Source organism: Shewanella sp. NKUCC01_JLK (genome assembly GCF_019345615.1).
Lineage (GTDB): Bacteria > Pseudomonadota > Gammaproteobacteria > Enterobacterales > Shewanellaceae > Shewanella > Shewanella oncorhynchi.
Map to the genome: position 1 here is coordinate 70434 of NZ_JAHKRD010000012.1, position 22907 is coordinate 93340.

General features: G+C 49.0%; 21 protein-coding genes. All 21 read left to right on the forward strand.

Features of this window, described 5'->3' with window-relative positions; all coding sequences use genetic code 11:
* Positions 1-96 precede the first annotated feature (96 nt).
* The gene (locus KO537_RS14135) at positions 97-1761 is read left to right on the forward strand and encodes an AMP-binding protein (protein WP_219234695.1); all 1665 of its coding nucleotides are present in this window, start codon (positions 97-99) and stop codon (positions 1759-1761) included.
* A gap of 181 nt (positions 1762-1942) precedes the next feature.
* Positions 1943-2887 (forward strand): calcium/sodium antiporter, encoded by a 945-nt coding sequence (locus tag KO537_RS14140; protein WP_105251158.1) that lies wholly within the window; start codon positions 1943-1945, stop codon positions 2885-2887.
* A gap of 249 nt (positions 2888-3136) precedes the next feature.
* Positions 3137-3841 (forward strand): hypothetical protein, encoded by a 705-nt coding sequence (locus KO537_RS14145; protein ID WP_219234696.1) that lies wholly within the window; start codon positions 3137-3139, stop codon positions 3839-3841.
* A 118-nt stretch (positions 3842-3959) separates the two neighbouring features.
* A complete protein-coding gene (locus KO537_RS14150; protein ID WP_219234697.1) occupies positions 3960-5039 on the forward strand; it encodes a sensor histidine kinase in 1080 nt (359 codons plus the stop codon).
* Positions 5039-5635, forward strand: a complete 597-nt coding sequence (locus KO537_RS14155) for a response regulator transcription factor (protein ID WP_198572537.1) — start codon at positions 5039-5041, stop codon at positions 5633-5635. The genes KO537_RS14150 and KO537_RS14155 overlap by 1 nt, the downstream gene beginning before the upstream one ends.
* Before the next feature lie 191 nt (positions 5636-5826).
* On the forward strand, positions 5827-7902 hold the full coding sequence (recG, locus tag KO537_RS14160; RefSeq protein WP_131524049.1) for an ATP-dependent DNA helicase RecG: 2076 nt from the start codon (positions 5827-5829) through the stop codon (positions 7900-7902).
* Positions 7903-8105: 203 nt separating this feature from the next.
* The gene (locus tag KO537_RS14165) at positions 8106-9002 is read left to right on the forward strand and encodes a DUF3014 domain-containing protein (protein WP_198572535.1); all 897 of its coding nucleotides are present in this window, start codon (positions 8106-8108) and stop codon (positions 9000-9002) included.
* Between the two features lie 337 nt (positions 9003-9339).
* Positions 9340-10077, forward strand: a complete 738-nt coding sequence (locus KO537_RS14170; RefSeq protein WP_113941113.1) for a beta-ketoacyl synthase chain length factor — start codon at positions 9340-9342, stop codon at positions 10075-10077.
* A complete protein-coding gene (locus KO537_RS14175; protein ID WP_219234698.1) occupies positions 10070-10945 on the forward strand; it encodes a lysophospholipid acyltransferase family protein in 876 nt (291 codons plus the stop codon). The genes KO537_RS14170 and KO537_RS14175 overlap by 8 nt, the downstream gene beginning before the upstream one ends.
* Entirely contained in the window at positions 10929-11183 is a 255-nt protein-coding gene (locus KO537_RS14180) for a phosphopantetheine-binding protein (RefSeq protein WP_011787697.1), read from the forward strand. The genes KO537_RS14175 and KO537_RS14180 overlap by 17 nt, the downstream gene beginning before the upstream one ends.
* A gap of 9 nt (positions 11184-11192) precedes the next feature.
* Complete coding sequence (locus KO537_RS14185; RefSeq protein WP_014609665.1) at positions 11193-11441, forward strand: acyl carrier protein; 249 nt, start codon at positions 11193-11195, stop codon at positions 11439-11441.
* Entirely contained in the window at positions 11441-11989 is a 549-nt protein-coding gene (locus KO537_RS14190; protein WP_219234699.1) for a hypothetical protein, read from the forward strand. The genes KO537_RS14185 and KO537_RS14190 overlap by 1 nt, the downstream gene beginning before the upstream one ends.
* Positions 11986-13350: an AMP-binding protein gene (locus KO537_RS14195; RefSeq protein WP_219234700.1), complete on the forward strand. Its 1365-nt coding sequence runs from the start codon at positions 11986-11988 to the stop codon at positions 13348-13350. Before KO537_RS14190 ends, KO537_RS14195 begins: the two co-directional genes overlap by 4 nt.
* A complete protein-coding gene (locus KO537_RS14200; protein WP_219234701.1) occupies positions 13343-13729 on the forward strand; it encodes a thioester dehydrase in 387 nt (128 codons plus the stop codon). The genes KO537_RS14195 and KO537_RS14200 overlap by 8 nt, the downstream gene beginning before the upstream one ends.
* A complete protein-coding gene (locus tag KO537_RS14205) occupies positions 13723-15582 on the forward strand; it encodes a glycosyltransferase family 2 protein (RefSeq protein ID WP_219234702.1) in 1860 nt (619 codons plus the stop codon). Before KO537_RS14200 ends, KO537_RS14205 begins: the two co-directional genes overlap by 7 nt.
* Entirely contained in the window at positions 15579-17153 is a 1575-nt protein-coding gene (locus KO537_RS14210) for an aromatic amino acid ammonia-lyase (protein ID WP_219234703.1), read from the forward strand. The genes KO537_RS14205 and KO537_RS14210 overlap by 4 nt, the downstream gene beginning before the upstream one ends.
* Positions 17150-17581, forward strand: coding sequence for an acyl-CoA thioesterase (locus KO537_RS14215; RefSeq protein ID WP_006086613.1), 432 nt, complete (start codon positions 17150-17152; stop codon positions 17579-17581). The genes KO537_RS14210 and KO537_RS14215 overlap by 4 nt, the downstream gene beginning before the upstream one ends.
* Positions 17581-18354, forward strand: a complete 774-nt coding sequence (locus tag KO537_RS14220) for an outer membrane lipoprotein carrier protein LolA (protein ID WP_219234704.1) — start codon at positions 17581-17583, stop codon at positions 18352-18354. The genes KO537_RS14215 and KO537_RS14220 overlap by 1 nt, the downstream gene beginning before the upstream one ends.
* A 2-nt stretch (positions 18355-18356) precedes the next feature.
* Positions 18357-20819 (forward strand): MMPL family transporter, encoded by a 2463-nt coding sequence (locus tag KO537_RS14225; RefSeq protein WP_219234705.1) that lies wholly within the window; start codon positions 18357-18359, stop codon positions 20817-20819.
* Positions 20820-20842: 23 nt separating this feature from the next.
* Positions 20843-22132: an NAD(P)/FAD-dependent oxidoreductase gene (locus KO537_RS14230; RefSeq protein WP_219234706.1), complete on the forward strand. Its 1290-nt coding sequence runs from the start codon at positions 20843-20845 to the stop codon at positions 22130-22132.
* Positions 22133-22136: 4 nt separating this feature from the next.
* Positions 22137-22901, forward strand: a complete 765-nt coding sequence (locus tag KO537_RS14235; protein ID WP_173242750.1) for a DUF3261 domain-containing protein — start codon at positions 22137-22139, stop codon at positions 22899-22901.
* Positions 22902-22907 lie beyond the last annotated feature (6 nt).

Sequence of the window (22907 nt, forward strand, 5' to 3'; positions counted from 1 at the left end):
CTCATATTTTACAATCTTGTAAACTATTTGCGCGAGCTCACAAAACTCGCCATACTGGGTACAGCCAAAAGAACAATAAATAACAGGGAATTGCCAATGGATACAGCGATTAAGACGCCAATTGAAATGCTGGCGCACTGGGCTAATACTCAGGGGGACCAAGTCTATTTACGCCAACCGATCAAGGGTCAATTCCTTGATTTTACTTGGGCTGAAGTTCAAGAAAAAGTTCAACAACTTGCCGGAGCCTTACATCACTTAGGCTTAGAGCGTGGTGATAAAATTGCCGTTCTCTCTAAAAACTGTGCCGAATGGTTTATCACCGACCTCGCGTTGATGCACGGCGGCTATGTCAGCGTACCTATTTACCCTACCGCCAACACAGATACTATTCGCTATGTGCTGCAACACAGTGGCGCAAAAGCCATTTTTCTCGGCAAGCTTGACCATTGGGCTGACCAAGAGGCTGGTGTCGGCGGCGAGCTACTACGCCTTGCCATGCCCTATGATACGATGCCAGCACAATATCAATGGGAACAATTGCTTAAGCTAGGCTATCCCTTAGTTAATGCCCCGCTGCCGACTCCAGATCAAGTGATGACACTCATCTATACCTCTGGCTCGACTGGCCAACCTAAGGGCGCGATTCAAACCTTCGCCAGCTATGGCTGGACTTGCCAAGCGGTAGTCCGTGACCTGCGCACCGATGGCAACGATAGACTTTTATCCTATTTACCCTTAGCCCATATCACAGAGCGCGTTGCGATTGAAGGCTCATCCTTCTACTCAGGTAGTGTGGTGGCTTTCGTTGAAAGTCTCGACTCCTTCGTTGTCGATGTTCAACGGGCAAAACCAACGGTATTCTTCTCGGTACCACGGTTATGGAGCCTGTTTCAGAAAAACATTATCGACAAAATTGGGGTCAGTAAACTTAATCTATTGTTGAAAATCCCACTGCTTAACAGCTTTGTGAAATACAAAATCCATAAGGGTTTAGGCTTGAACCATTGTCGTCTACTCGGCTCTGGCTCGGCGCCAATTCCACCATCACTGATCCACTGGTATCACAGTATGGGTCTTAATATCTGCGAAGCTTGGGGTATGACAGAAAACTGTGCCTATTCGATCATCAACTATCCTTTTGATGCGCGTAAAATTGGTACTGTTGGCCGCCCAGTTGAGGATTGCCAGATCCGCCAAGGCGAGGATGGTGAGCTACTGCTCAAGAGTCCGGGATTAATGACAGCTTATTATCTGCAGCCTGAAGCTACTGCAGCGGCATTCGATGCTGATGGTTTCTTCCACACAGGCGATTTGTGCTCAATTGATGCCGATGGTTGTGTCACTATTACTGGCCGAGTGAAAGACAACTTTAAAACCGCCAAGGGCAAATATGTAGCGCCCGTGCCTATCGAACGTAAACTGGCACAGGATCCCCATGTTGAACTGATCTGCGTGATTGGCTCTGGTCTGCCACATCCCGTCGCTCTAGTGCAGTTATCCGAAGGGGCAAATCTACAAGCCCGCGAAGAAGTCCGCTCCTCACTCAAAGCGACACTCGATAGCGTTAATCCGCACTTAGAGTCACACGAACATGTCGATGCGATTGTCGTGGTCAGTGATCCTTGGACGATTGAAAATGATGCGCTCACACCTACCCTCAAAATCAAACGCCATGTGCTTGAAAAAGCCTTTAGCGAACGAGTTGACGGCATTCGTGGCGCCCAAGTCCGCTGGGAAGATGAATTAACTCAAAAATAACTAGGCCAAACAATCAGTTGGCGAGTATGGTCATCAGCTAAAACTAAGCACGCCTAGGGTGTGCTTTTTTATGACATATTCTGTCAAAATCCGATAAAACCACGTATCATGTGCGCCAGTCGGCCAAGGGGCAATTCCCTTGTACTTTTCCATTCAATATTAGGTTTAACAGAGTCTAACGATGCTAATTACACTATCGATTATTGGCGGTTTTATTATTTTAACCTTAGGCGCTGAAGCCCTAGTTCGTGGCGCGAGTTCAATCGCTCTACGTTTAGGTATTACGCCACTTATCATAGGCTTAACTATTGTAGCCTTTGGTACTAGCGCACCAGAACTGGCTGTGAGTGTAAAATCTGCTCTAGCAGGAAACAGCGGTATCGCCTTAGGTAACGTTATTGGCTCTAACATTGCTAACATAGGTTTGATTTTAGCCATCACGGCACTTATCCGCCCTATTCAAGTGCAATCTCAAGTCGTAAAGCGTGATATCCCTTTGATGATATTGGCTTCTATGTTGTTCTGGGCACTCTTGTTAGATGGCGAGCTCAGCCTAATTGACGGTGTGATATTGCTGTCACTACTGTTCGGTTATTTAGCCTTTAGTTACATCAGCTCGAAAAATGGTAATGAAGAGGAAGAGATTGAAGCAGGTCCAAATAATCCGCTACTTTCAGCCCTATTTATCTTAGTCGGTATTGGTATGTTAGTCGGTGGCGGTATTTTGTTTGTCAACGGCGCAGTAGATTTAGCCAAGACCTTCGGTATCAGTGAAGTCATTATCGGCTTAACGATCGTGGCGATTGGTACCAGTATGCCAGAGTTAGTAACTTCTGTTCTAGCGGCACTGAAAGGTCAGAGTGACATAGCCATAGGTAACGTTGTCGGTTCTAACATATTCAATATTTTGGGTATTTTAGGTATTACTGCAATAGTACAGCCAGTATCATCACTTGGCTTCCAACCCTTTGATTTCATAGTGATGTTGGCATTTGCCATCATGATTTTACCTTTCGCTTGGACAGGATTTCGTATTGGCCGCCGCGAAGGTTCAGTATTACTACTGTGCTACTTAGGTTACTTGGGCTACCTAATAAACCAAGCAAGCACTCAAGCTGTGGTATAACACTTAGCTGCTCATTTACGATAAAAAAACACCGGAGCCTCTCCGGTGTTTTGCTCTCTAGGTATTGCTGTCCTTTATTCATCACGCACTTTCTTTAAAGCACACCTCATAAAAAATATAAGCAAATAACTCAACTGATGACATTTGTCATGCCAAAGCCATGACCTTTGTGTCTGCACTTCTTCTATCGAATTTCTGATAATGAGCCCGTACCCAAACATTGGGAAACTCACTCAATAAGGAAATACCATGAAAGCATTACTCCTCGCCTCCAGCTTTTTGCTTATCAGTACTCACTCGTTTGCAGCAACGCCATCAAACACTAACATCACCAATGTAGACGCGGCCTCGAATGCGATGAATCTAACGCAATTACAACAACTGAGCGGTAGCACTCAAGATTATGATAAAGCCTATGCGAACTATCGCTTAGCCATCAGTGCCAATGTAATGGGGCAGAAAACACTCGCTAGCAGCGCACTGAGTGCAGCGCAAACCACATTAGAAGCACTCGAAACCAGCCAAGCGAATGCAGAATCCCTCGCGCTATTATCGTCGGTTTATGGCATGCAAATCGCCTTAGACAATAGCAAAGGTGCAACGCTCGGCATGAAATCCGCCAAGGCGATTGCCAGTGCCGAACAATTAGAACCACAAAATCCACGGGTAGCGCTTATTAAAGCCATCGCCGCCTATAACACGCCAGCCATATTTGGCGGCAGCATGCAAAATGCTAAGACCTTAGCCACTACGGCCATAGAAAGATTCGCCCAGCCTTGCGACAATATTTGCTGGGGTGAAGCCGAAGCCTACACGTGGCGCGGGCTCGCTAAACAGGAATTAGGCGATAGCCAAGGCGCGATTGAAGATTGGCAACAAGCGATCAAAGTACAAGCAGATTACGGTTGGGCAAAATTTTTGCTTCAACAAAATCAGCAATTAAGTGCAAAATAGACAAAGTTGTTAACGGGGATCTATGGCGCTGACGATAGCGCCAATCCCTAAAAAGAATAAATTAAAACAGATGCCATCGGTGGGCATTGAACAACCAACTCAGTGACACAGAGGCATCATGATAAGCACTCCCCTTCAGCTCGAACGAAAACTTGCTTGGGTGTATTTGATAAACTTAGTGTTTTATCTGATCCCACTTGCCATAAATCCCTATCCAAGTTGGAAAATCGCCCTCAGTTTTGCTGTGTTAATCCCTTTTATTGCCAGTTATTTTTGGACTTATAAGTGCAATAGCCGTAGCGCCTATCTGCCCATTCTCATTATGGTGGTCATAGCAATAGCGATCACACCAATCAACCCAGGCTCTATCTCGCTATTTACCTTTGCCGCCTTCTTCATTGGCTTTTTTTATCCTCTCCGGACCTGTCTGTTGGCTATTGCAGCCCTCATCGGCCTGTTGTTTGCCCTCAATGAGATTTACCACTTTAACAGTTACTACTTTCCGCTTTACGGCTCGGGATTAGTGCTCGGCGTGGGCATGTTTGGTGTCGCCGAACGCAGACGTTATCGGCATAAATTGAAAGAACAGCAAAGTGCCCAAGAAATTACCACCTTGGCCACTATGCTTGAGCGTGAACGTATCGCGCGGGATCTACACGACATTATGGGGCATAGCCTATCTTCCATCGCCCTTAAGGCTGAGCTAGCCGAAAAACTTATCGCAAAACAAGAATATGAACTCGCATCAACCCAATTGATTGAGCTAGGACAAATTGCGAGGGAAAGTTTAAGCCAGATCCGCCACACAGTGTCAGACTACAAACACAAGGGCCTAGAGAGTTGCGTGACGCAGCTTTGTAAATCCTTAAGGGATAAAGGCTTAAGTGTCGAGCTCAGTGGTGAGCTACCCAAGCTAGGTGCAAGCACAGAAAGCCAACTGAGTTTGATCCTCACCGAACTTATTAATAATATTCTCCGCCATAGCGGTGCAAGTGAATGCTCTATCCACTTTTCTAAGCAATCAGACCGCCTGCTGCTAGAAGTCAAAGACAATGCCGCGGCCAAACCTTTTATAGAAGGTAATGGCCTCACTGGTATACGCGAGCGTCTCGACAGTTTAGGCGGCAGCTTGAGCTATAATCTCGAACAGGGATATAGATTTACCGTCAGTTTACCTTTGCAGGGAGCAACACATTAATGAAGATTTTATTGGCGGAAGATCAAGCTATGGTGCGAGGAGCACTCGCCGCACTCCTTACGCTTGCAGGGGGTTTTAGTATCACCCAAGCGAGTGACGGCGACGAAGCTCTAAGCTTACTCAAACAGCAAAGCTTTGATCTCTTGCTAACGGATATCGAGATGCCCGGCCGCACAGGCTTAGAGCTGGCTACATGGTTAAAGGAGCAACATAGCCAAACTAAGGTTGTGGTCATTACCACCTTCGGCCGTGCGGGCTATATTAAACGTGCCATCGAAGCGGGTGTGGGCGGCTTTCTGCTTAAAGATGCGCCCTCGGAAACCTTAGTCAACGCGATTCAACAAGTGATGGCGGGAAAACGAGTGATCGATCCTGAACTTGCCATGATGGCGATTGGCGATGTCGACCCGCTCAACGATAAAGAACGCCGCGCTCTTCGCCTCGCTAGCGAAGGCAAATCCACCTCCGACATCGCCGAAACTCTTTTTATCGCCGAAGGGACTGTTCGCAACTACCTCTCTGAAGCCATAGCCAAACTCAATGCCAGTAATCGAATCGATGCAGCCCGCATTGCCAAGCAAAAAGGCTGGTTGTAATAACACTCACAGTTAACCACGCTTTCAGCCTAACGAGATCTTATCAACAATTTTGTGGTCTTAAGGCCACAGAAGGATATTAGCTATGCTTCCAAACAAAATTTGATAACACCCTAATTCCCCTTGAGATTGCCTTACGCTTATTCTCTGTTAATATATGTATAAATTCACAGTGATTGAGTGCTAACGACTTGCAGCAATTGGATCTTGTTCCGATCACCGACCTCAAAGGCGTCGCCAAAAAGGTCGCGGAGAAACTCGCAAAGCTCGGCATCACAACAGTACAAGATCTGCTGTTTCACTTACCCCTGCGCTACGAAGATAGAACCCAAATCTATCCCATTGCCGCCCTCAGCCTAGGCGGTTATGGCACTATAGAAGCTGAAATCCAATCGACACAAATCATCCAAGGCCGCAAGCGCATGCTGGTCTGCAATGTGCGCGACGATACGGGCAGCTTAAGCCTGCGCTTCTTTAACTTTTCCGTTGCTCAGCGTAATGCCATGCAAAATGGTTTGATGATCCGCGCCTACGGTGAAGTGCGCCGTGGTAGTCATCAAGCTGAGATAGTGCATCCAGAATATAAAGTGGTGTATCCCGGTGAAGATGTTCACCTGAGTGATACCCTAACGCCGATTTATCCCACGACTGAGGGCTTAAAACAGGCGAGTTGGCTAAAGCTGACGGAGCAAGCCTTGGTATTGCTGGAAGAGGGTGGCTTAACTGAGCTGCTGCCACCACAATTGCAACCTAACAACATCAGCCTTAAACAAGCGCTGCAGACGCTACATCGTCCTCCTGCGGGGATCTCTCAGTTCGATTTAGAGCTAGGCCAACACCCAGCCCAGCAACGACTCGTGCAGGAAGAATTACTCGCCCACAATCTCAGCATGTTACGCCTAAGGCAGCGCAGTAATTTAGATGCCGCTGTCACCATGCAAGCCACGGGGCAGTTGCTCAATCCCTTCCTCGCGGCTCTGCCCTTTAAGCCGACGGGCGCCCAGCAAAGAGTCGTGGCTGATATAGGCAAAGATTTAGAAAAACCGCACCCTATGATGCGCTTAGTGCAAGGGGATGTTGGCTCTGGCAAAACCTTAGTCGCGGCGATGGCGGCATTACAAGCGATTGAAAACGGTTATCAAGTTGCCATGATGGCACCGACCGAGTTATTGGCCGAGCAACATGCAACTAACTTTGCCGCTTGGTTTGAGCCACTCGGACTTAAGGTAGGTTGGCTGGCGGGAAAACTTAAAGGCAAGGCCAGAACCCAATCCCTTGCGGATATTGAATCCGGCGCAGCCCAAATGGTGATTGGCACCCATGCCATCTTCCAGCAGCATGTGGTCTTTAGCAAACTCGCGTTAATTATTATCGATGAGCAACACAGATTCGGCGTACACCAACGCTTAGGCCTGCGGGAAAAGGGCGTGAACCAAGGTTTCCACCCGCATCAATTGATCATGACAGCCACACCTATTCCCCGCACGCTTGCGATGACGGCCTATGCAGATCTCGACACGTCCATTATCGATGAACTGCCGCCGGGGCGAACTCCAGTGACCACAGTGGCGATTGCTGATTTACGCCGTAACGAAGTGCTTGAACGGGTGCGTAACGCCGTCATCAGCGACCAACGTCAGGCCTATTGGGTGTGTACTCTGATTGAAGAATCCGAAGTGCTCGAATGCCAAGCCGCCGAAGACACAGCCGAAGAACTGCGCCTCGCCCTGCCCGAGCTCAATATTGGCCTAGTGCATGGCAGGTTGAAGAGCGCCGAGAAACAGCAAATCATGGCCGACTTTAAGGCAGGCATTATTCATCTACTGGTAGCGACAACCGTGATTGAAGTGGGCGTCGACGTACCTAATGCCAGCCTGATGATCATTGAAAACCCTGAACGTTTAGGTCTAGCACAGCTGCATCAACTGCGCGGACGAGTCGGTCGAGGCGCCATCGCAAGCCATTGTGTGTTACTCTACAAGGCGCCGTTGAGCCATACCGCCACCCAAAGACTGAGTGTACTCAGACAAAGCAATGATGGTTTCATCATAGCGCAGAAAGATTTAGAAATTCGTGGCCCAGGTGAAGTGCTTGGCACTAAGCAGACGGGACTGGCTGAGCTCAAAATTGCCGATCTGGTGCGCGATCAAGCTTTGATCCCACACATTCAGAAATTAGCGAGCCATGTAATGGCGCAAGCCCCCGAAAAGGTCGATGCAATTATTTTACGTTGGCTCGGGCACAGACAGCACTATGTGCAGGCTTAGGCCGTAAATATTAAAGGGTAAAGAACGAGGCGTAACATCTGCCTTTACTCGAAATAAATTGTTTATGTTCAGCTAAGCGCTATAGACAAGCGCATGGAAACTTGCAAAATGAACCTGCGGCCTTCAAATAACCCGCTCTTGCACTTTAATGTTAGCTGCATGTATTCACCAAGTTACCTTGACACTCAAGCGAAGGATGTAAAATGCAAGTTAATCAAGATGATAGAATAACACCTCAAGAGACGTCTTCTAGCAGCAATCGCTTTGCGCTTTTTGCGATAGTGCTCGTCGTGCTACTTTCTGCCGGAGGATATTATTACTACAGCGGTGATTCTGACTCACCTAAACTCATTCCTAACGCCCCTATTGTATTGCCTGAAACACCGCCATCTGAACCTATGACGCTCGAAAGTGCGCCAGAGCCTGAAACCACAGAGACGACGCCTGCCGTTACAGAAACGAACATCAATAGCACTGAAACCACTGCAGTGGCAGAGCCTGAAGTTGTCGTAGAACCTGTGCCTGTGCTGGCTGAAAGTGATGCATTTGTGCAACAAAAAGCCCTCGCCATGATCAATAACAATGTGCTGAGTTCTTCGTTAGTGCAGCAAGATCTCGTCCGCCAATTTGTGGTATTCGTGGATAACCTAGCTCAGGGTGAATTAACCCGTAAAGTTAGCCCACTTAAAGGACCAGAGAAGCTGTTCTCAGTCTCAGAAATCACCAACAAAGTGTATTTAAATCCTGAGGGGTTCCACAGATACGACGCCTATGTTGACTCGATTGCCAAAATGGACGAACAGAGCTTAATCACAACTTACAAGCAACTGACGCCGCTCCTAGAGGAAGCTTTTACCGAACTCGGCTACAGCAACGCCAAATTTAACGACAGAATGCTGCAAGCAATTAAAATGTTACTCGCAGCACCTATTATTGAAGATCCGATTGAGCTGAATTCAATTAGCGTTAACTATCAATTCGTTGACCCTAACTTAGAGGCACTACCCAGTGCACAAAAACTGTTGATCCGTATGGGTCCAGAAAATACTCGCAAGTTGAAAGTAGCGCTGCGTAAAATCGAGAGTCAATTGTCGCAATAGGTTATCAAGCTCATGCCAAAAGGCGCTCAGTGCGCCTTTTTTCATTTTAACCTGTAAGTTAAAGTGTCTGCGAAATCAGATAGCCACTGCGATATTTGTTACTCAATGTCGAATAAGCGCTGCAAATCACAGCACTTGATCCCATTCCGTTAACCCGCACAATGCAAATGGCTTCATAAAAAGAAGGGGTATAGTGTAGAATGACCACGCTGTAGAGGGCATTTCGAGCGTCATTCTTCTAACGCGTATACTCCTCACTATGGTATGACAATCCATTAATGTTCTAACTTAGTTAGGGATAACTAAGACAGCTTAAATTTAGTGTCGAGGCAAAGTAGTGCAACTAACATTCAGCATTCTCTCTTGGGGCGCTTGGGCCCCCCAATATCAGCACCATCAAAGTTGGCAAACTTGGTGCGAGAGTTCGGCTGAGCTCAATCTCGATACGCCACCACAGTCGGATACCACCGCTCCCGCACTCAAACAAATTCCCGCCATGCAGCGCCGCCGTTTTAGTCGCTTGACTAAGATGATGTTAGAGGTGAGTTTTCAGTGCGAAATGCCTGCAAATTGTCGCTCTATTTTTGCCTCGCGCCATGGAGAGTTGCAGCGCACCATTGGCCTACTCGAAGACATTATCGCCAAACAACCCTTATCGCCCTTAGGTTTTAGTCAGTCAGTGCACAACACCGCCAGCGGCATTTTTGGCATAGTGGCGGCCAATACCGCGCCTTCAACCTCAGTTGCGGCGGGCACAGAAACCCTGTCCCAAGCTATGGTCGAAGCCTTCGCCCAATTACATCAATCGCCAGAACCATTGTTATTGGTCTTCGGTGATGATCCAGTGCCTCCTGTTTACGATGAGTTTACCCAAGAATTTGAATTACCTTTGGCCCTAGGCCTACAGCTCGCGCCCTTCGATACACCCGCTTCGGCCAAGCTCACGGTCAGCCGCATTTCTAAAGCAACAGCTTTAAATCCGCTGACCTATGGTGCATTTATCCACGCCCTAGCGACGGCGCAAAATATTTCAGGCTGCTTATCCCAATGGCATTGGAGACTTGAGCATGTTTGATGCAGCCCACAGCCATGACGCCGCTAAGGGCCATGAAGATTCAATGCTCAATGCCGCTTATACCTTGCCAGAAACTCGCCGCGAAGGGCTGAATTATGTGCCACGTTGGCTAGGCGGTGTAAGTTGTTATATCGCCTTTGGCTTAGGCGGCTTATTAAGCTCCTTGACCATTTTGCCTTTGCTGCGTTTTTGGCCAGGCACACCAGAGGCGCGGATAATTCGGGTACAAAAGGCCGTGCATTTAATGTTCAAAGGCTTTGTCGCCATGCTCACTTGGGCAGGTGTGATTAAGGTCAGCAGCCACGATGTACAAAAATTACATGATGCCAGAGGCGTTATCGTCATTGCCAACCACCCCAGTTTAGTGGATGTGGTGGTATTGATAAGTCTCATGCCCAATGCGGGCTGCATAGTCAAACAAGCTTTGTGGCGTAATCCATTTTTGCGGGGTGTGGTGTCCTGCGCGGGTTATATTCCCAATCGCGGCGCCGAATTGATGCTAGAGGATTGCCGCGAAGTGCTCGCAAGAGGCACCAATTTAATCATCTTCCCCGAGGGCACGCGTACGGTGGTCGGTGCGACCATTAACCACTTTGCCCGCGGCGCTGCCAATATCGCCTTAAGGGCCGAAGCCGATATTTTACCTGTGGTGCTACGTACCAATGTGCGTGGTTTGACAAAGGAGCAACCTTGGTATGAAATCCCAAGGCAAACCATGGGAATGGCCGTTGAAATCGGCACAATCGTTTCTTACCAGAAGTACCAAGCGGCTTTAGGTGAGCATGCAAAAATGGCCCGGCAGCTGACGCGGGATCTTGAACATTACTATAAACAACAACTCGAAAATAATTATGAACTTAAACAATGAAATAAAGCAGTTAATCATCGACTGTCTCGATCTAGAAGACGTCAGCATTGATGATATTGAAACCGATGCGCCGCTATTTGGCGAAGGTTTAGGCTTAGATTCTATCGACGCCCTCGAGCTCGGCTTAGCCATCAAGAAAAAATTTGATGTCAAAATCGAAGCCAATTCGGATGCCACTAAGGCCCATTTCCACAGTGTTGCCAGCTTAGCTCGCTTTATCGAATCACAGCGTCCATAGGAGAGGAATATGCAAAATCGTGAACAAATCCTCGCTATGCTGACCACTATTTTAGTGGACGAGTTCGAAATTGATGCCGAGGCGATTACGCCTGAGGCCAACCTGTATGAAGAGCTCGATCTCGACAGTATTGATGCCGTCGACTTAGTGATAAAGCTGCAGCAACTGACAGGTAAAAAGATCCAACCCGATGAATTTAAATCAGTTCGCACAATCAACGATGTGATTAATGCTATCGAAGGTTTAGTGAGAACCTAATGCGAGCCTTGCTACAGGTCTTAACCGCCCTAACTTTGCTGGCCTACCCCGTTGCCGTGTATTTAGGGCTCAGTTACTTGCCTGCTGGCACCATAGCGCTCGTGCTGTGTTTATTGCTGATAGTGCGGCTAATGCTACAAAAGCAAAGGGTTAAGACATTAGTTTTACCACTATTAGTGGGGATTGTGCTCACGGCAGGCAGTTATCTTACCAAGCGCAGTGACTGGCTGCTGTATTACCCAGTAGTGATAAATCTCACTATGCTGGCGCTGTTCAGTTATTCACTGCACACTGGCCCTAGCATGATCGAGCGTTTAGCCCGTTTGAAAGAACCCGATTTACCGGATGAAGCCACTGGGTATCTTAAAAAAGTCACGCTACTTTGGTGCGGCTTATTTATCTTCAATGGCACTATGGCGGCTTACACCGCTGGCTTTACTAGCTTAGCAACCTGGACCTTGTATAACGGTTTGATTGCATACGTACTCATGGGACTGCTCCTCGCTGGGGAGTGGTTATATCGCAGCTTTTGGTTGAAGAAAACATGACACAGCTACTCAAAAACTGGTTAACCCAAGGGCCATTTGCCCAACAACTGATCAGCTTTAATCACCACGACATAGTCACAGGTGCCTTATTTACCAATCAGGTGGCGTATTTTTACGAGCAACTGCTGGCCGCGCCAGAGAAAAAATGGCTGCTCGCGAGTGATACCAGCGATCTGTTTGCTGTCGGTTTATGTGCGGCGCTGTTAGCAGGCAAGGAAATTATCTTACCAGCCAACACCCAAACAGGCACGCTGAGCGAGTTAACCCACCAGTTTGAAGGCATATTGTCGGATAAGCCATTGTGTGAAAGTCAGGCCTTTATTCTACTGAGAAAAGAGCTGAGCCTGCCGAGCAAGCCTTGGCCGGCGAGCGAGGTTATCGGTGAACTTGTGCTATTTACCTCCGGCAGCAGTGGCGAACCTAAGGCGATCCGTAAAACACTTCAGCAATTAGACGTTGAAGTCTCAGTGCTCGAACATACCTTTGCCGAACATTTACCCCATTGCAGTGTGGTTTCAACGGTTTCCCACCAGCATATCTATGGCCTGTTATTCAAGATTTTGTGGCCACTCGCCGCCAGTCGGCCGTTTTTAAGCGAGCAGATTGAATACCCAGAAACCTTAAGCTATTACACCGCCTTACTGCCAAACCTGTGTTTGATCAGTAGCCCTGCCCAGTTATCGCGTTTACCTAAGGCCTTAGAGCACGAGCGGCAGCTGCGCTCACCCAGCTTAGTGTTTAGCTCTGGCGGGCCCTTAAGTTTTGCGGCGGCTCAGGGGATCAGCCAATGCTATGGCGATTTGCCCATCGAGATTTTTGGTAGCACAGAAACGGGCGGCATCGCCTATCGCCGTCAGCATGAGGCCGATGAACCTTGGCAAGTGTTTGACAGAATATCGATAGATCAAGATCCTAGCGACGGAGCCTTGCTGCTTAAATCACCTTATTTAGCCGACGATGAATGGTTGCGCTGCGAAGATAAAATCGAACCGACCGAAAATGGCCAGTTTAGACTCAAGGGCCGACTCGATCGCATCGTTAAGATAGAGGAAAAACGTCTATCACTGGCACAAATGGAAACGCTGTTAGGCAGCCATGCCTATGTTGAGCAAGCCGCACTTGTCGTATTGCCGCAGTTTAAATCCCAACTGGGCGCGGTAGTGACCCTCTCCGCACTTGGCCGCAGTGTGCACCAAGAGCAGGGAAAACTCAGTATCAACAATGCGTTAAAAGCACATTTACTGACGCAATTTGAGCGAGTCACCCTGCCACGCCGCTGGCGTTATCCCGATATTTTGCCGCTGAACACTCAGGGTAAGCGTGTCACTGCCCAGTTAGTCGAGTTATTTGATCATGATTAAATCGAGTTTACCGCCGATCCTGCATTCCAATATCGGCATGGATAATATTGAATTACGTCTGTTAGTGGCGGCCGATCTTGAATCTTTTAAGGGACATTTTCCCGAGCAAGCCGTGCTACCGGGCGTGACACAATTAGATTGGGCGGTGCGTTTAGGCTGCCAATATTTCGGCTATTGCGAAACCGTAGCCAACTTAGAAGTGCTTAAGTTTCAGCAACTCATACTGCCGGGGCAAGAAGTCACCCTAAGCATTAGCAATAATGCGGCTAAGGGGAAACTCACCTTCGCCTATAGCGATGGTGAAAACCGCTACGCCTCAGGTCGTATCGCCTTCGATATCTCGCCCGTTAACAGCAGCGATGGGGCGAGCCAGTGCTAACACCTCCCAGCGACTTAGTTGAGTCGGCGCCCATCAAGCTCGCCTTAGTGATCCCCAATTACAATCACAGTGCCGCAATTGCCCAGACCTTGGCCGAACTCGCCCAATTTAATCTGCCCTGTTATTTGATTGATGATGGCAGCAATGACGAAACCCGTTATCTACTGCAATCCTTAGCCCAAACCTATCCTTGGGTGACTTTGCTGCTGCATCCTTACAACCGTGGTAAAGGCGCTGCTGTGATGACGGGCCTACGCCGAGCCTACCGCGATGGCTTTAGTCATGCACTGCAGGTCGATGCCGATGGTCAACACAATCTGGCCGATATTCCAGCTATGGTAGCCAAGGCGCAGGCTAAACCCGATGCGCTGATTTCAGGCAAACCCGAGTACGATGAATCCGTGCCTAAGGGCAGGCTTTATGGCCGTTATATCACCCATTTTTGGGTGTGGGTCGAAACCTTAAGCTTTGATATTCAAGATTCTATGTGTGGCTTTCGCGTTTATCCCCTCGCCGCCACCGAGCGATTACTGTGCCAGCAAGCATTAACGGAGCGAATGGATTTTGATATTGAAATCCTCGTCAAACTCTACTGGCAAGGGGTAGAAATTTTATTCCAGCCGACTAAGGTGATTTATCCCGAAGGTGGTGTTAGTCACTTTCAAGGTGTGGCCGACAATGTTCGCATCACTAAACTGCATACCAAGTTGTTTTTCGGCATGCTCAAACGCCTGCCTTGGCTATTGAAGCGTAAATCACAGCAACAAGCCGCGCAAAACTCCCATTGCTCGTCAGCAACATCATCGACTTCAGCCACCCATTGGTCTGGCATGAAGGAGCGCGGCAGTTACTGGGGCATAAAACTGTTAGCCGAGAGCTATCGTATTGGCGGCCATTGGTTGTGCCGCGCCATTATGTATCCTGTGATTTGCTATTTCTTTCTCACGGGCAAAGTCACCCGTAACGCCTCGTTAGACTTCCTGCGCCGCGTACAAGTACTTGAGCCGCAACATCCTAAGCTCAACCAGCCTGCAGGCTGGCGCGATAGCCTGAATCACTTTTTAGCCTTTGGAAATGCCGCACTCGATAGAATCGATGCGTGGTGCGATCGCATCCAATTGAGCCAAGTGGATTTCCCCGATCGCCAAGTGCTGGCCGACCAACTCGAAAGCGGTAAAGGCGCCGTGTTATTAGTGTCGCACCTCGGTAATTTAGAGCTCTGCCGCGCCATTTCCATCCACCAGCGCAAGGTCAAAGTAAACGTCATGGTGTTAACGAGCCATGCTGAAAATTTCAATAAGGTACTCAAGCAGTTAAACCCTGATAGCACGCTTAATCTTATTCAAGTGACCGAGCTTAACCCCGCGACGTCTATGCTGTTGCAGCAAAAGATAGAAGCCGGTGAACTGGTGGTGATCGCGGGCGATAGAACCTCGCCGAATACCCAAGGTCGCGTCATGTACGCGCCCTTTATGGGGCAAGACGCAGCGTTTCCCCAAGGGCCGTTTATTTTGGCAGGTTTACTCGATTGCCCTGTATTTTTAATGTTTTGCCTGCGGGAACAGGGCCGTTATCGGGTGCATTTAGAGCGCTTCGCCGAAACACTAAAAGGCCCGCGAGCGGGCAGAATGGACAGATTACAGCAGGCGGTAAATCGCTACAGCGAACGTTTAGAATACTTTGCCAGACGCGAGCCTTTGCAATGGTTTAACTTCTTCGATTTTTGGCGTAAAGACAGCGAATTAGAACGCGCATCAACCAATTCAGTACAAGCCGATGCTGTAACAGCAGAGTCAACATCACCGCAGATCCCAGAGCAGGATCATAAGACAGACAGGACTAGTCATTCATGAGCCACACCCAAGCCGCCGACTCAAAGAATCAATCAGACTTAAAGACTGTTGAGTTCGGCTGTCAATTTCTTACCTTAGAACAAGTGGTTGCCGTCGCCAAGGGCGCACCAGTCAAGCTCTGTGACGATGCGGATTATCAAGAATATATCCAAAAAGGTGCGCGCTTTATCGATAGCCTGCTGCACGAAGAAGGCGTGGTTTATGGTGTAACAACTGGTTATGGCGACTCTTGCACAGTCAATGTGAGCTTAGATCTGGTCCACGAATTGCCACTGCATTTAACCCGCTTCCACGGCTGCGGTTTAGGCGAGACCTTAAACATAATGCAGGCCCGCGCTGTGATGGCTTGCCGTTTAAACTCCTTAGCCATTGGCAAATCTGGCGTGACCTATGAGCTATTAAAGCGCATCGAAACTTTGCTCAATCTCAACATAGTCCCTGTAATCCCAGAAGAAGGTTCGGTCGGCGCCAGCGGTGATTTAACGCCGCTGTCGTATTTGGCCGCCGTGTTAGTCGGCGAGCGCGAAGTGATTTACCAAGGTGAGCGCCAAGCGACTCAAGCTGTGTACGCTAAGCTCAACATTATCCCGCATGTCCTGCGTCCAAAAGAAGGCTTAGCCCTGATGAACGGCACGGCTGTAATGACGGCCTTGGCCTGTTTAGCCTTCGATCGCGCCCAATATCTTGCCCGATTAAGTAGCCGCATTACCGCTATGGCTTCGTTAACGTTAAAAGGCAACTCGAACCATTTTGATGAAATCTTATTTGCCGCCAAACCGCATCCGGGACAAAACCAAATCGCCACTTGGATACGGGAAGATTTAAATCACCACGAACATCCGCGCAATTCGGACAGGCTGCAGGACAGATATTCCATCCGCTGCGCACCGCACATTATCGGCGTGTTGCAGGATGCGCTGCCGTTTATGCGTCAGTTTATCGAAACCGAAGTCAACAGCGCCAACGACAACCCGATTGTCGACGGCGAAGGCGAGCATATTCTCCACGGTGGCCATTTTTATGGCGGCCATATCGCCTTTGCGATGGATTCACTGAAAAATACTGTGGCTAACTTAGCAGACCTTATCGATCGCCAAATGGCACTGGTAATGGACCCTAAGTTTAATAATGGCTTACCAGCTAACTTATCCGGCTCAACCGGCCCGCGCCGCGCGATTAATCATGGCTTTAAAGCAGTGCAAATTGGGGTATCGGCGTGGACAGCAGAAGCGCTCAAGCACACTATGCCCGCCAGCGTATTCTCGCGCTCGACCGAATGCCACAACCAAGACAAGGTGAGCATGGGCACTATCGCCGCCCGCGACTGTATGCGCGTGCTGCAATTGACCGAACAAGTCGCGGCGGCAGCCCTGCTCGCCATGACCCAAGGTATTGGCCTGCGTATCGCCCAAAATGAGCTGGACGAAGCCTCGCTCACGCATTCATTGGCGAAAACCCTCGCCCAAGTGCGCGCCGATTTTGAGACCTTAATTGAAGATAGGCCGCTTGAAGCCGTGCTGCGCCAAACCATAGCTAAAATCCAAGCAGGCGAATGGGAAGTGTGCCGATGAAATCATTGCTCACTATCGATATGGAAATGCAAATCCCCTTCCACGATGTGGATTCCATGGGGATCACTTGGCATGGCAATTACCTGCGTTATTTCGAGATTGCTCGCTGCAAACTGCTCGATGAGTTGGGCTACAACTACCGCCAAATGCAAGCATCTAACTATGCGTGGCCTATTATCGATTTGCAGATTAAATACGTCAAAGCCAGCACCTTCGAGCAAAAAATCACAGTGCGCGCCGAGTTAGTCGAGTGGGAAAACCGCTTAAAGATCAATTATCAAATTCGCGACGTTGAAACGGGTGCGCGCATCACTAAGGGTTATACCATTCAAGCGGCGGTCGATATGAGTACCCAAGAATTGTGCTTTGTTACCCCAGAGGTGTTCCGTGACAAAATAGCCACCCTGCTCGCTAAGGTTGAAGACTAATGAACTCAGTACTCGCCAAGAGCTCTGCGCTGACGAAGAATCCTGTGCTGGCGAAGTGTACATTACTCCTCTGCTTAGCTTTTGCTTTGATAAGCCTGCCACTCAAGGCTGAGACTTTAGCCGCGCCCGGCGCTTATCAAACACTTTTTAGCCAAAGTGCAGATACTGCGCAGCTTGTCGCCTTAAGCCAAAAACTTAACTTGGGCGAAACGGTGCGAGGTCACTTTGTGCAATCTCGGCAGTTAAAAGTGCTCAAAAAGCCGTTAATCAGCCAAGGTCAGTTTATCTTCGATCAGACCCAAGGACTGATTTGGCAGCAAATAAAGCCCTTCGAATCCCTGCTAATTTTAAAAGATAAGCAACTGATTCAGCGTGATAGCCAAGGTAGAGTACAGGTCAGCAAGGCCGATGCCTCGACGAGCGCAGCCGCTATGGGGGATTTATTGCCCAGCCTAGTGCGCGCTATGCTCGGCGGTGATATTTCCGGTTTAAGTGAGAACTTCGAACTGCACTTCCTCATAACAGAAAGCTTGAACACAGACGGCCAATGGCAATTAGGCCTAACGCCCAAAGATCCCTTAATGAAAAAAGCCATCGCCAATATGGTGTTAGAGGGTGGCGATACCTTGCAATCCTTAGTGCTGCTGAGCGCAGCGCCGAGTGTGAGCCCACAGGATATGACCCGCATCGACTTTAGTGCGCTTTCCCAAGGTAAACTCAGCGAAACCGAATTGACGCAGTATGCTGTGGCGATAGAGGCGAATAAACCTTAACCATGGCCGCCAACTTCACCGCGCGCGCCAATCAAGCGCTAATACAATCGTCCCCCAAGTGGCGCCTCACCATTTGGTTGCTATTAATGCTGTCTGCCAGTCTGTGGACGTTGCAACTCTGGCAAAACGGCGCAAGAGTGCAGAGCGATATTCTCGCAATGCTGCCCCATTTACAGCAGGACAAACTCACAGAGCGCGCCCTTAACCAAGTTGAAGCGACGCTCGCCGATAAAGTCTATATTGCGCTCGTCGCCAAAGATGAAACCACGGCAATCGCTGCAGCTAAGCTGTTGATGCAAAAGCTTGAAACTGACCTTGTTGCTACTGGAAAAAATGCTGCACTCACAGAGATTCGCAGCGCCGATATGCAGCTTGGTGAAGCGTTAGGGCAATACTATTTCCCCCACAGATTTAAATTACTGACAGCGCCACAAGCTGAGGCGTTAGCAACGAAAGACATTGGAAATCTGATTGAAGCGGCCACTGCACAGCTTTACAACGCCTTTAGTTACGCCAATAGCAACTTACTTGCCCAAGATCCACTACTGTTATTCCCCGCCAATTTACTCGCCCTCGCGCCAAGTTCAAAAGTCAGAGCCAGCCAGGGTATTCTGCTGGCTAATCAAGGCGATAATGTCGCTGCGGTTGTTATGGCAAAGGGCCAAGAAAGTGCCTTTAATCCCAATGCGCAATTGGCGCAGATGACGGCATTAACAGTAGCTTTGGATACCGTTGAAAAAAACTATCCCGATATTACCCTGCTTAAGGCTGGCGCCCTGTTTCACGCGATTGCGGCGACCCAAACGGCTAAGAGTGAAATCTCGATCCTTGGTCTTGCATCCTTACTTGGGGTAATAGCTTTAGTCTGGCTGGCGTTTCGCTCTGTGATGCCACTACTGTTGGCAATCGTTACCATTTCCAGCGGACTGTTGCTGGCCGTAACTTTTACCTTAAGCGTGTTTGGCGAGCTGCATTTACTCACCTTAGTGTTTGGTACTAGCTTGATTGGCATTGCCATCGACTACAGCTTTCATTTTTACTGCGAGCGCTTAAGCGATACCGAGCGGAGCGCTCAGGCGACGGTCGCGTATATCTTCCCCACTGTGACGCTTGCCTTTATCACCAGTGCCTTAGCTTATGTGGGCATAGGTTTAGCGCCGTTTCCAGGAATGCAGCAAGTGGCGATTTTCTGCGCCGCGGGGCTGCTCGGGGCTTATCTCACCCTCATTCTCGCCTACCCACTGTTAGCGGGAAGTCGTTTGCCATCGGGCTCCCGCCCATTAGCGTTAGCGGGGAAGTACCTTGCCAACCTCACTCAGTTATCCAACAGATTGACCACGCCTTTAGGCATGAGCATGTTTGCTTTAGTGATAGTGGCGTGGTGTCTGGTTGGCGTAACCAAGTTAACCGTCGATGACGATATTCGCCATTTGCAGCAAAGCCCCGCGAGCGTGACTGAACCTGAAAATAAGCTCAGGCAGCTACTCAGCGGCGGCACAGATAATCAATTCTTACTGGTACGCGCCGCGAGTGAAGAAGCACTGCTGCAACAGCTTGAGCGAATGTCGCCCATACTCGATGCCGCTATTGCGAACCAAGAGTTAGGCAACTACGTCAGCCTCAGCCGGTATCTTCCCTGCCATCAAAGGCAAGACACGGCTTATCGCTTACAGGGCGAAATCTATCAAACTCAGATAGATACTGTACTAACAGGCCTTGGGTTGGATGAGAACTTAAAGCCAGAGCTGCAAGCAAGCTACTTAGCAGCTAAAGACCAATATATCGCCCCAGCGGATTTCTTTAAGCTAGAGGCAGGCAAGCAACTCGCACCGCTGTGGCTAGCACCAAATGGCAACGCCACCGACTATGACGCGATAAATGATGATGGTGGTGCACTAAATGATGGCGGCGCGAGCGCTGAGCATGGTGCCATTGTCTTGCTTGGCGGCATTCAGCAGATCGACGCGCTCAAGGCGCGCTTTGCCCATGATGAAAGCGTACAACTTATCGATAAAGTCGCGGATATCTCCGCAGTCATGGGCCATTACCGACTGTTAACCCTAAAGCTGTTAGCGCTCGCACTCGGTATCGCACTCTTGTTGTTTAGCCTGAATTTTGGCATTAAAAAAGCCGCGGTTGTCGTTGCCGTTCCAGCCCTTGCGGCCTTGCTAACGCTTGCAACTTTAGGCTTAACGGGCTCGCCGCTGAGTCTGTTCCATGCACTCGCGCTCATTTTAGTTTTCGGGATTGGGATAGACTACAGCTTGTTCTTTGCCTCTGCTCAAAACCACGGCAAGGCAGTGATGATGGCGGTATTTATGTCCGCCTGCTCGACCCTATTAGCCTTTGGTTTACTCGCCTTTAGCCAGACCCAAGCGATTCATTATTTTGGTTTAACCCTATCGCTAGGTATAGGTTTAACCTTTTTACTTTCGCCACTGATTTTAACGACTAAAAAGTCCTGATAACGACAAGGAACGTACTTTACATGCCAACACCCGCTCACGATTTATCGGCTATGCCAAATTCACTTGCCGTCGATGTGGCTATTATCGGCGCAGGACCTTCAGGCGCCATTGCCGCCAGCTTGCTACACCAACAAGGCAAGCGCGTGCTGGTGTTAGAAAAACAACATTTCCCCCGTTTCTCCATCGGTGAAAGTTTACTGCCCTGCTGCATGCAGTTTATCGAAGAAGCCGGCATGTTAGATGCGCTCAATGCCGCCGGATTCCAACATAAAAATGGCGCCGCCTTTCGTCGCAATGGCACTTACACTACCTTCGATTTTACCGATAAATTTACCCCAGGGCCGGGCACCACATTCCAAGTGCAGCGCGCCAGTTTTGATAAACTGTTAGCCGATACAGCCCAAAGCCAAGGGGTCGACATCCGCTACGGTGAAACCGTCGAGGCGATAGATTTAACCGAGAATCCATGCTTAATGGTGCGCAATGAACAGGGCGAGCTTTATCAAATCAGCGCCCAATATGTGCTTGATGCCAGTGGTTTTGGCCGTGTGTTGCCACGCTTGCTCGACTTAGAAAGTCCATCTTGCCTACCACAGCGCAGCGCCATCTTTACCCATATGGAAGACAACATCAGCGATCCTCACTTTGATCGAAATAAGATTTTAATCAGTGTCCACCCTGAGCATAAAGACATTTGGTATTGGCTCATTCCCTTTAGCAATGGCCGTTGTTCACTCGGCGTAGTGGCAGAACCGCAATTACTTGCGCGTTTACAAGGTTCGCTTGAGCAACAATTGATGAACATAGTCAATGAAGAACCAGGACTAAAAGCCCTACTGGCAAACGCTAAGGTGGTCCAAGAATGCGCCACACTCAAGGGTTATTCAGCCAATGTGTCACGGCTTGCGACCGACAAGTTCTCCCTACTGGGTAATGCCGGCGAGTTCCTTGATCCGGTATTTTCCTCCGGCGTCACTATCGCCATGCAATCGGCATCGATGGCAGCAAAATGTGTGACTAAACAACTCAATGGCGAAACGGTTGACTGGCAAGCCGATTACTCAGCGCCTTTAATGCAGGGGGTGAATACCTTCCGCACCTATGTGCAAGCTTGGTATGATGGCCGCTTTCAGGATGTGATCTTCTATGAAGAACCGAATCCACGCATCAAGCAAATGATTTGCTCGATTCTGGCGGGCTACGCTTGGGACCTCAATAATCCCTTCGTTAAAGACTCGGAGCGCCGCCTGAACATGGTGGTCGAATTGTGCCAAAACCAAGTTGCCATTCCTGAATTTGCAGAGGCGTAACCGCATGTCGCTCAACTTTAACGCGAAATGGCGAGTGTTCCCCGCGCTACTGATCATCAGTCTGGGGCTGACGGGATGTAGCGAACTGCTGTTCAGGCAAACCTGTGTCGGCCTCGCTAAAGACATGCGTTATTGCTTGGCGCCACTGCCCCATGATTTTGCCCCCGCAGCCGATAAGCCTCTGACTAAGCCGACGGCCAAACCCGCCGACATTAGCAGCCCGCAAACCGAGAGCAAAACGGGCGTATCCTCACCCCAGTCCTTTAGCCAAAAGGTCAGCATTAAAGTGGGTGATAAGTCCCACGAGCTGCTCACTCAATTAGAGTTAGAGGATGAGCGCATGACGCTCGTTGGCTTAGCGCCACTCGGACAGGCTTTGTTTACCTTAGTTTATGATGGTAATACACTCAGCAGTGAACAAAGCGTGCTGCTAGGAGACAATTTTAAAGCTGAGTATTTAATGGCGATGATGCAACTGATCTATTGGCCTGAGCAGAGTATTCGCGCCCATTTAGAAGGTGGTCATTTAGTCACAGGCCTTTGCGATACGGTTGGGGGAAATCAGGGCGATACGCTTATAGGCACCCGAGTGAATACAATCCCCTGTCGCCAGATCTATAGTCAAGACACCTTGATCAGTAAAAGCGGCCAGCAAACCCATGTGGTGCAAATCCGTTATCAACAAAATATCGGCGATGCTCTTTGGCAAGCCCACATCAGCTTAACTATGCCACAAGCTAAATTTGAGCTAGAAATCGAACCTATTTAATCTGTT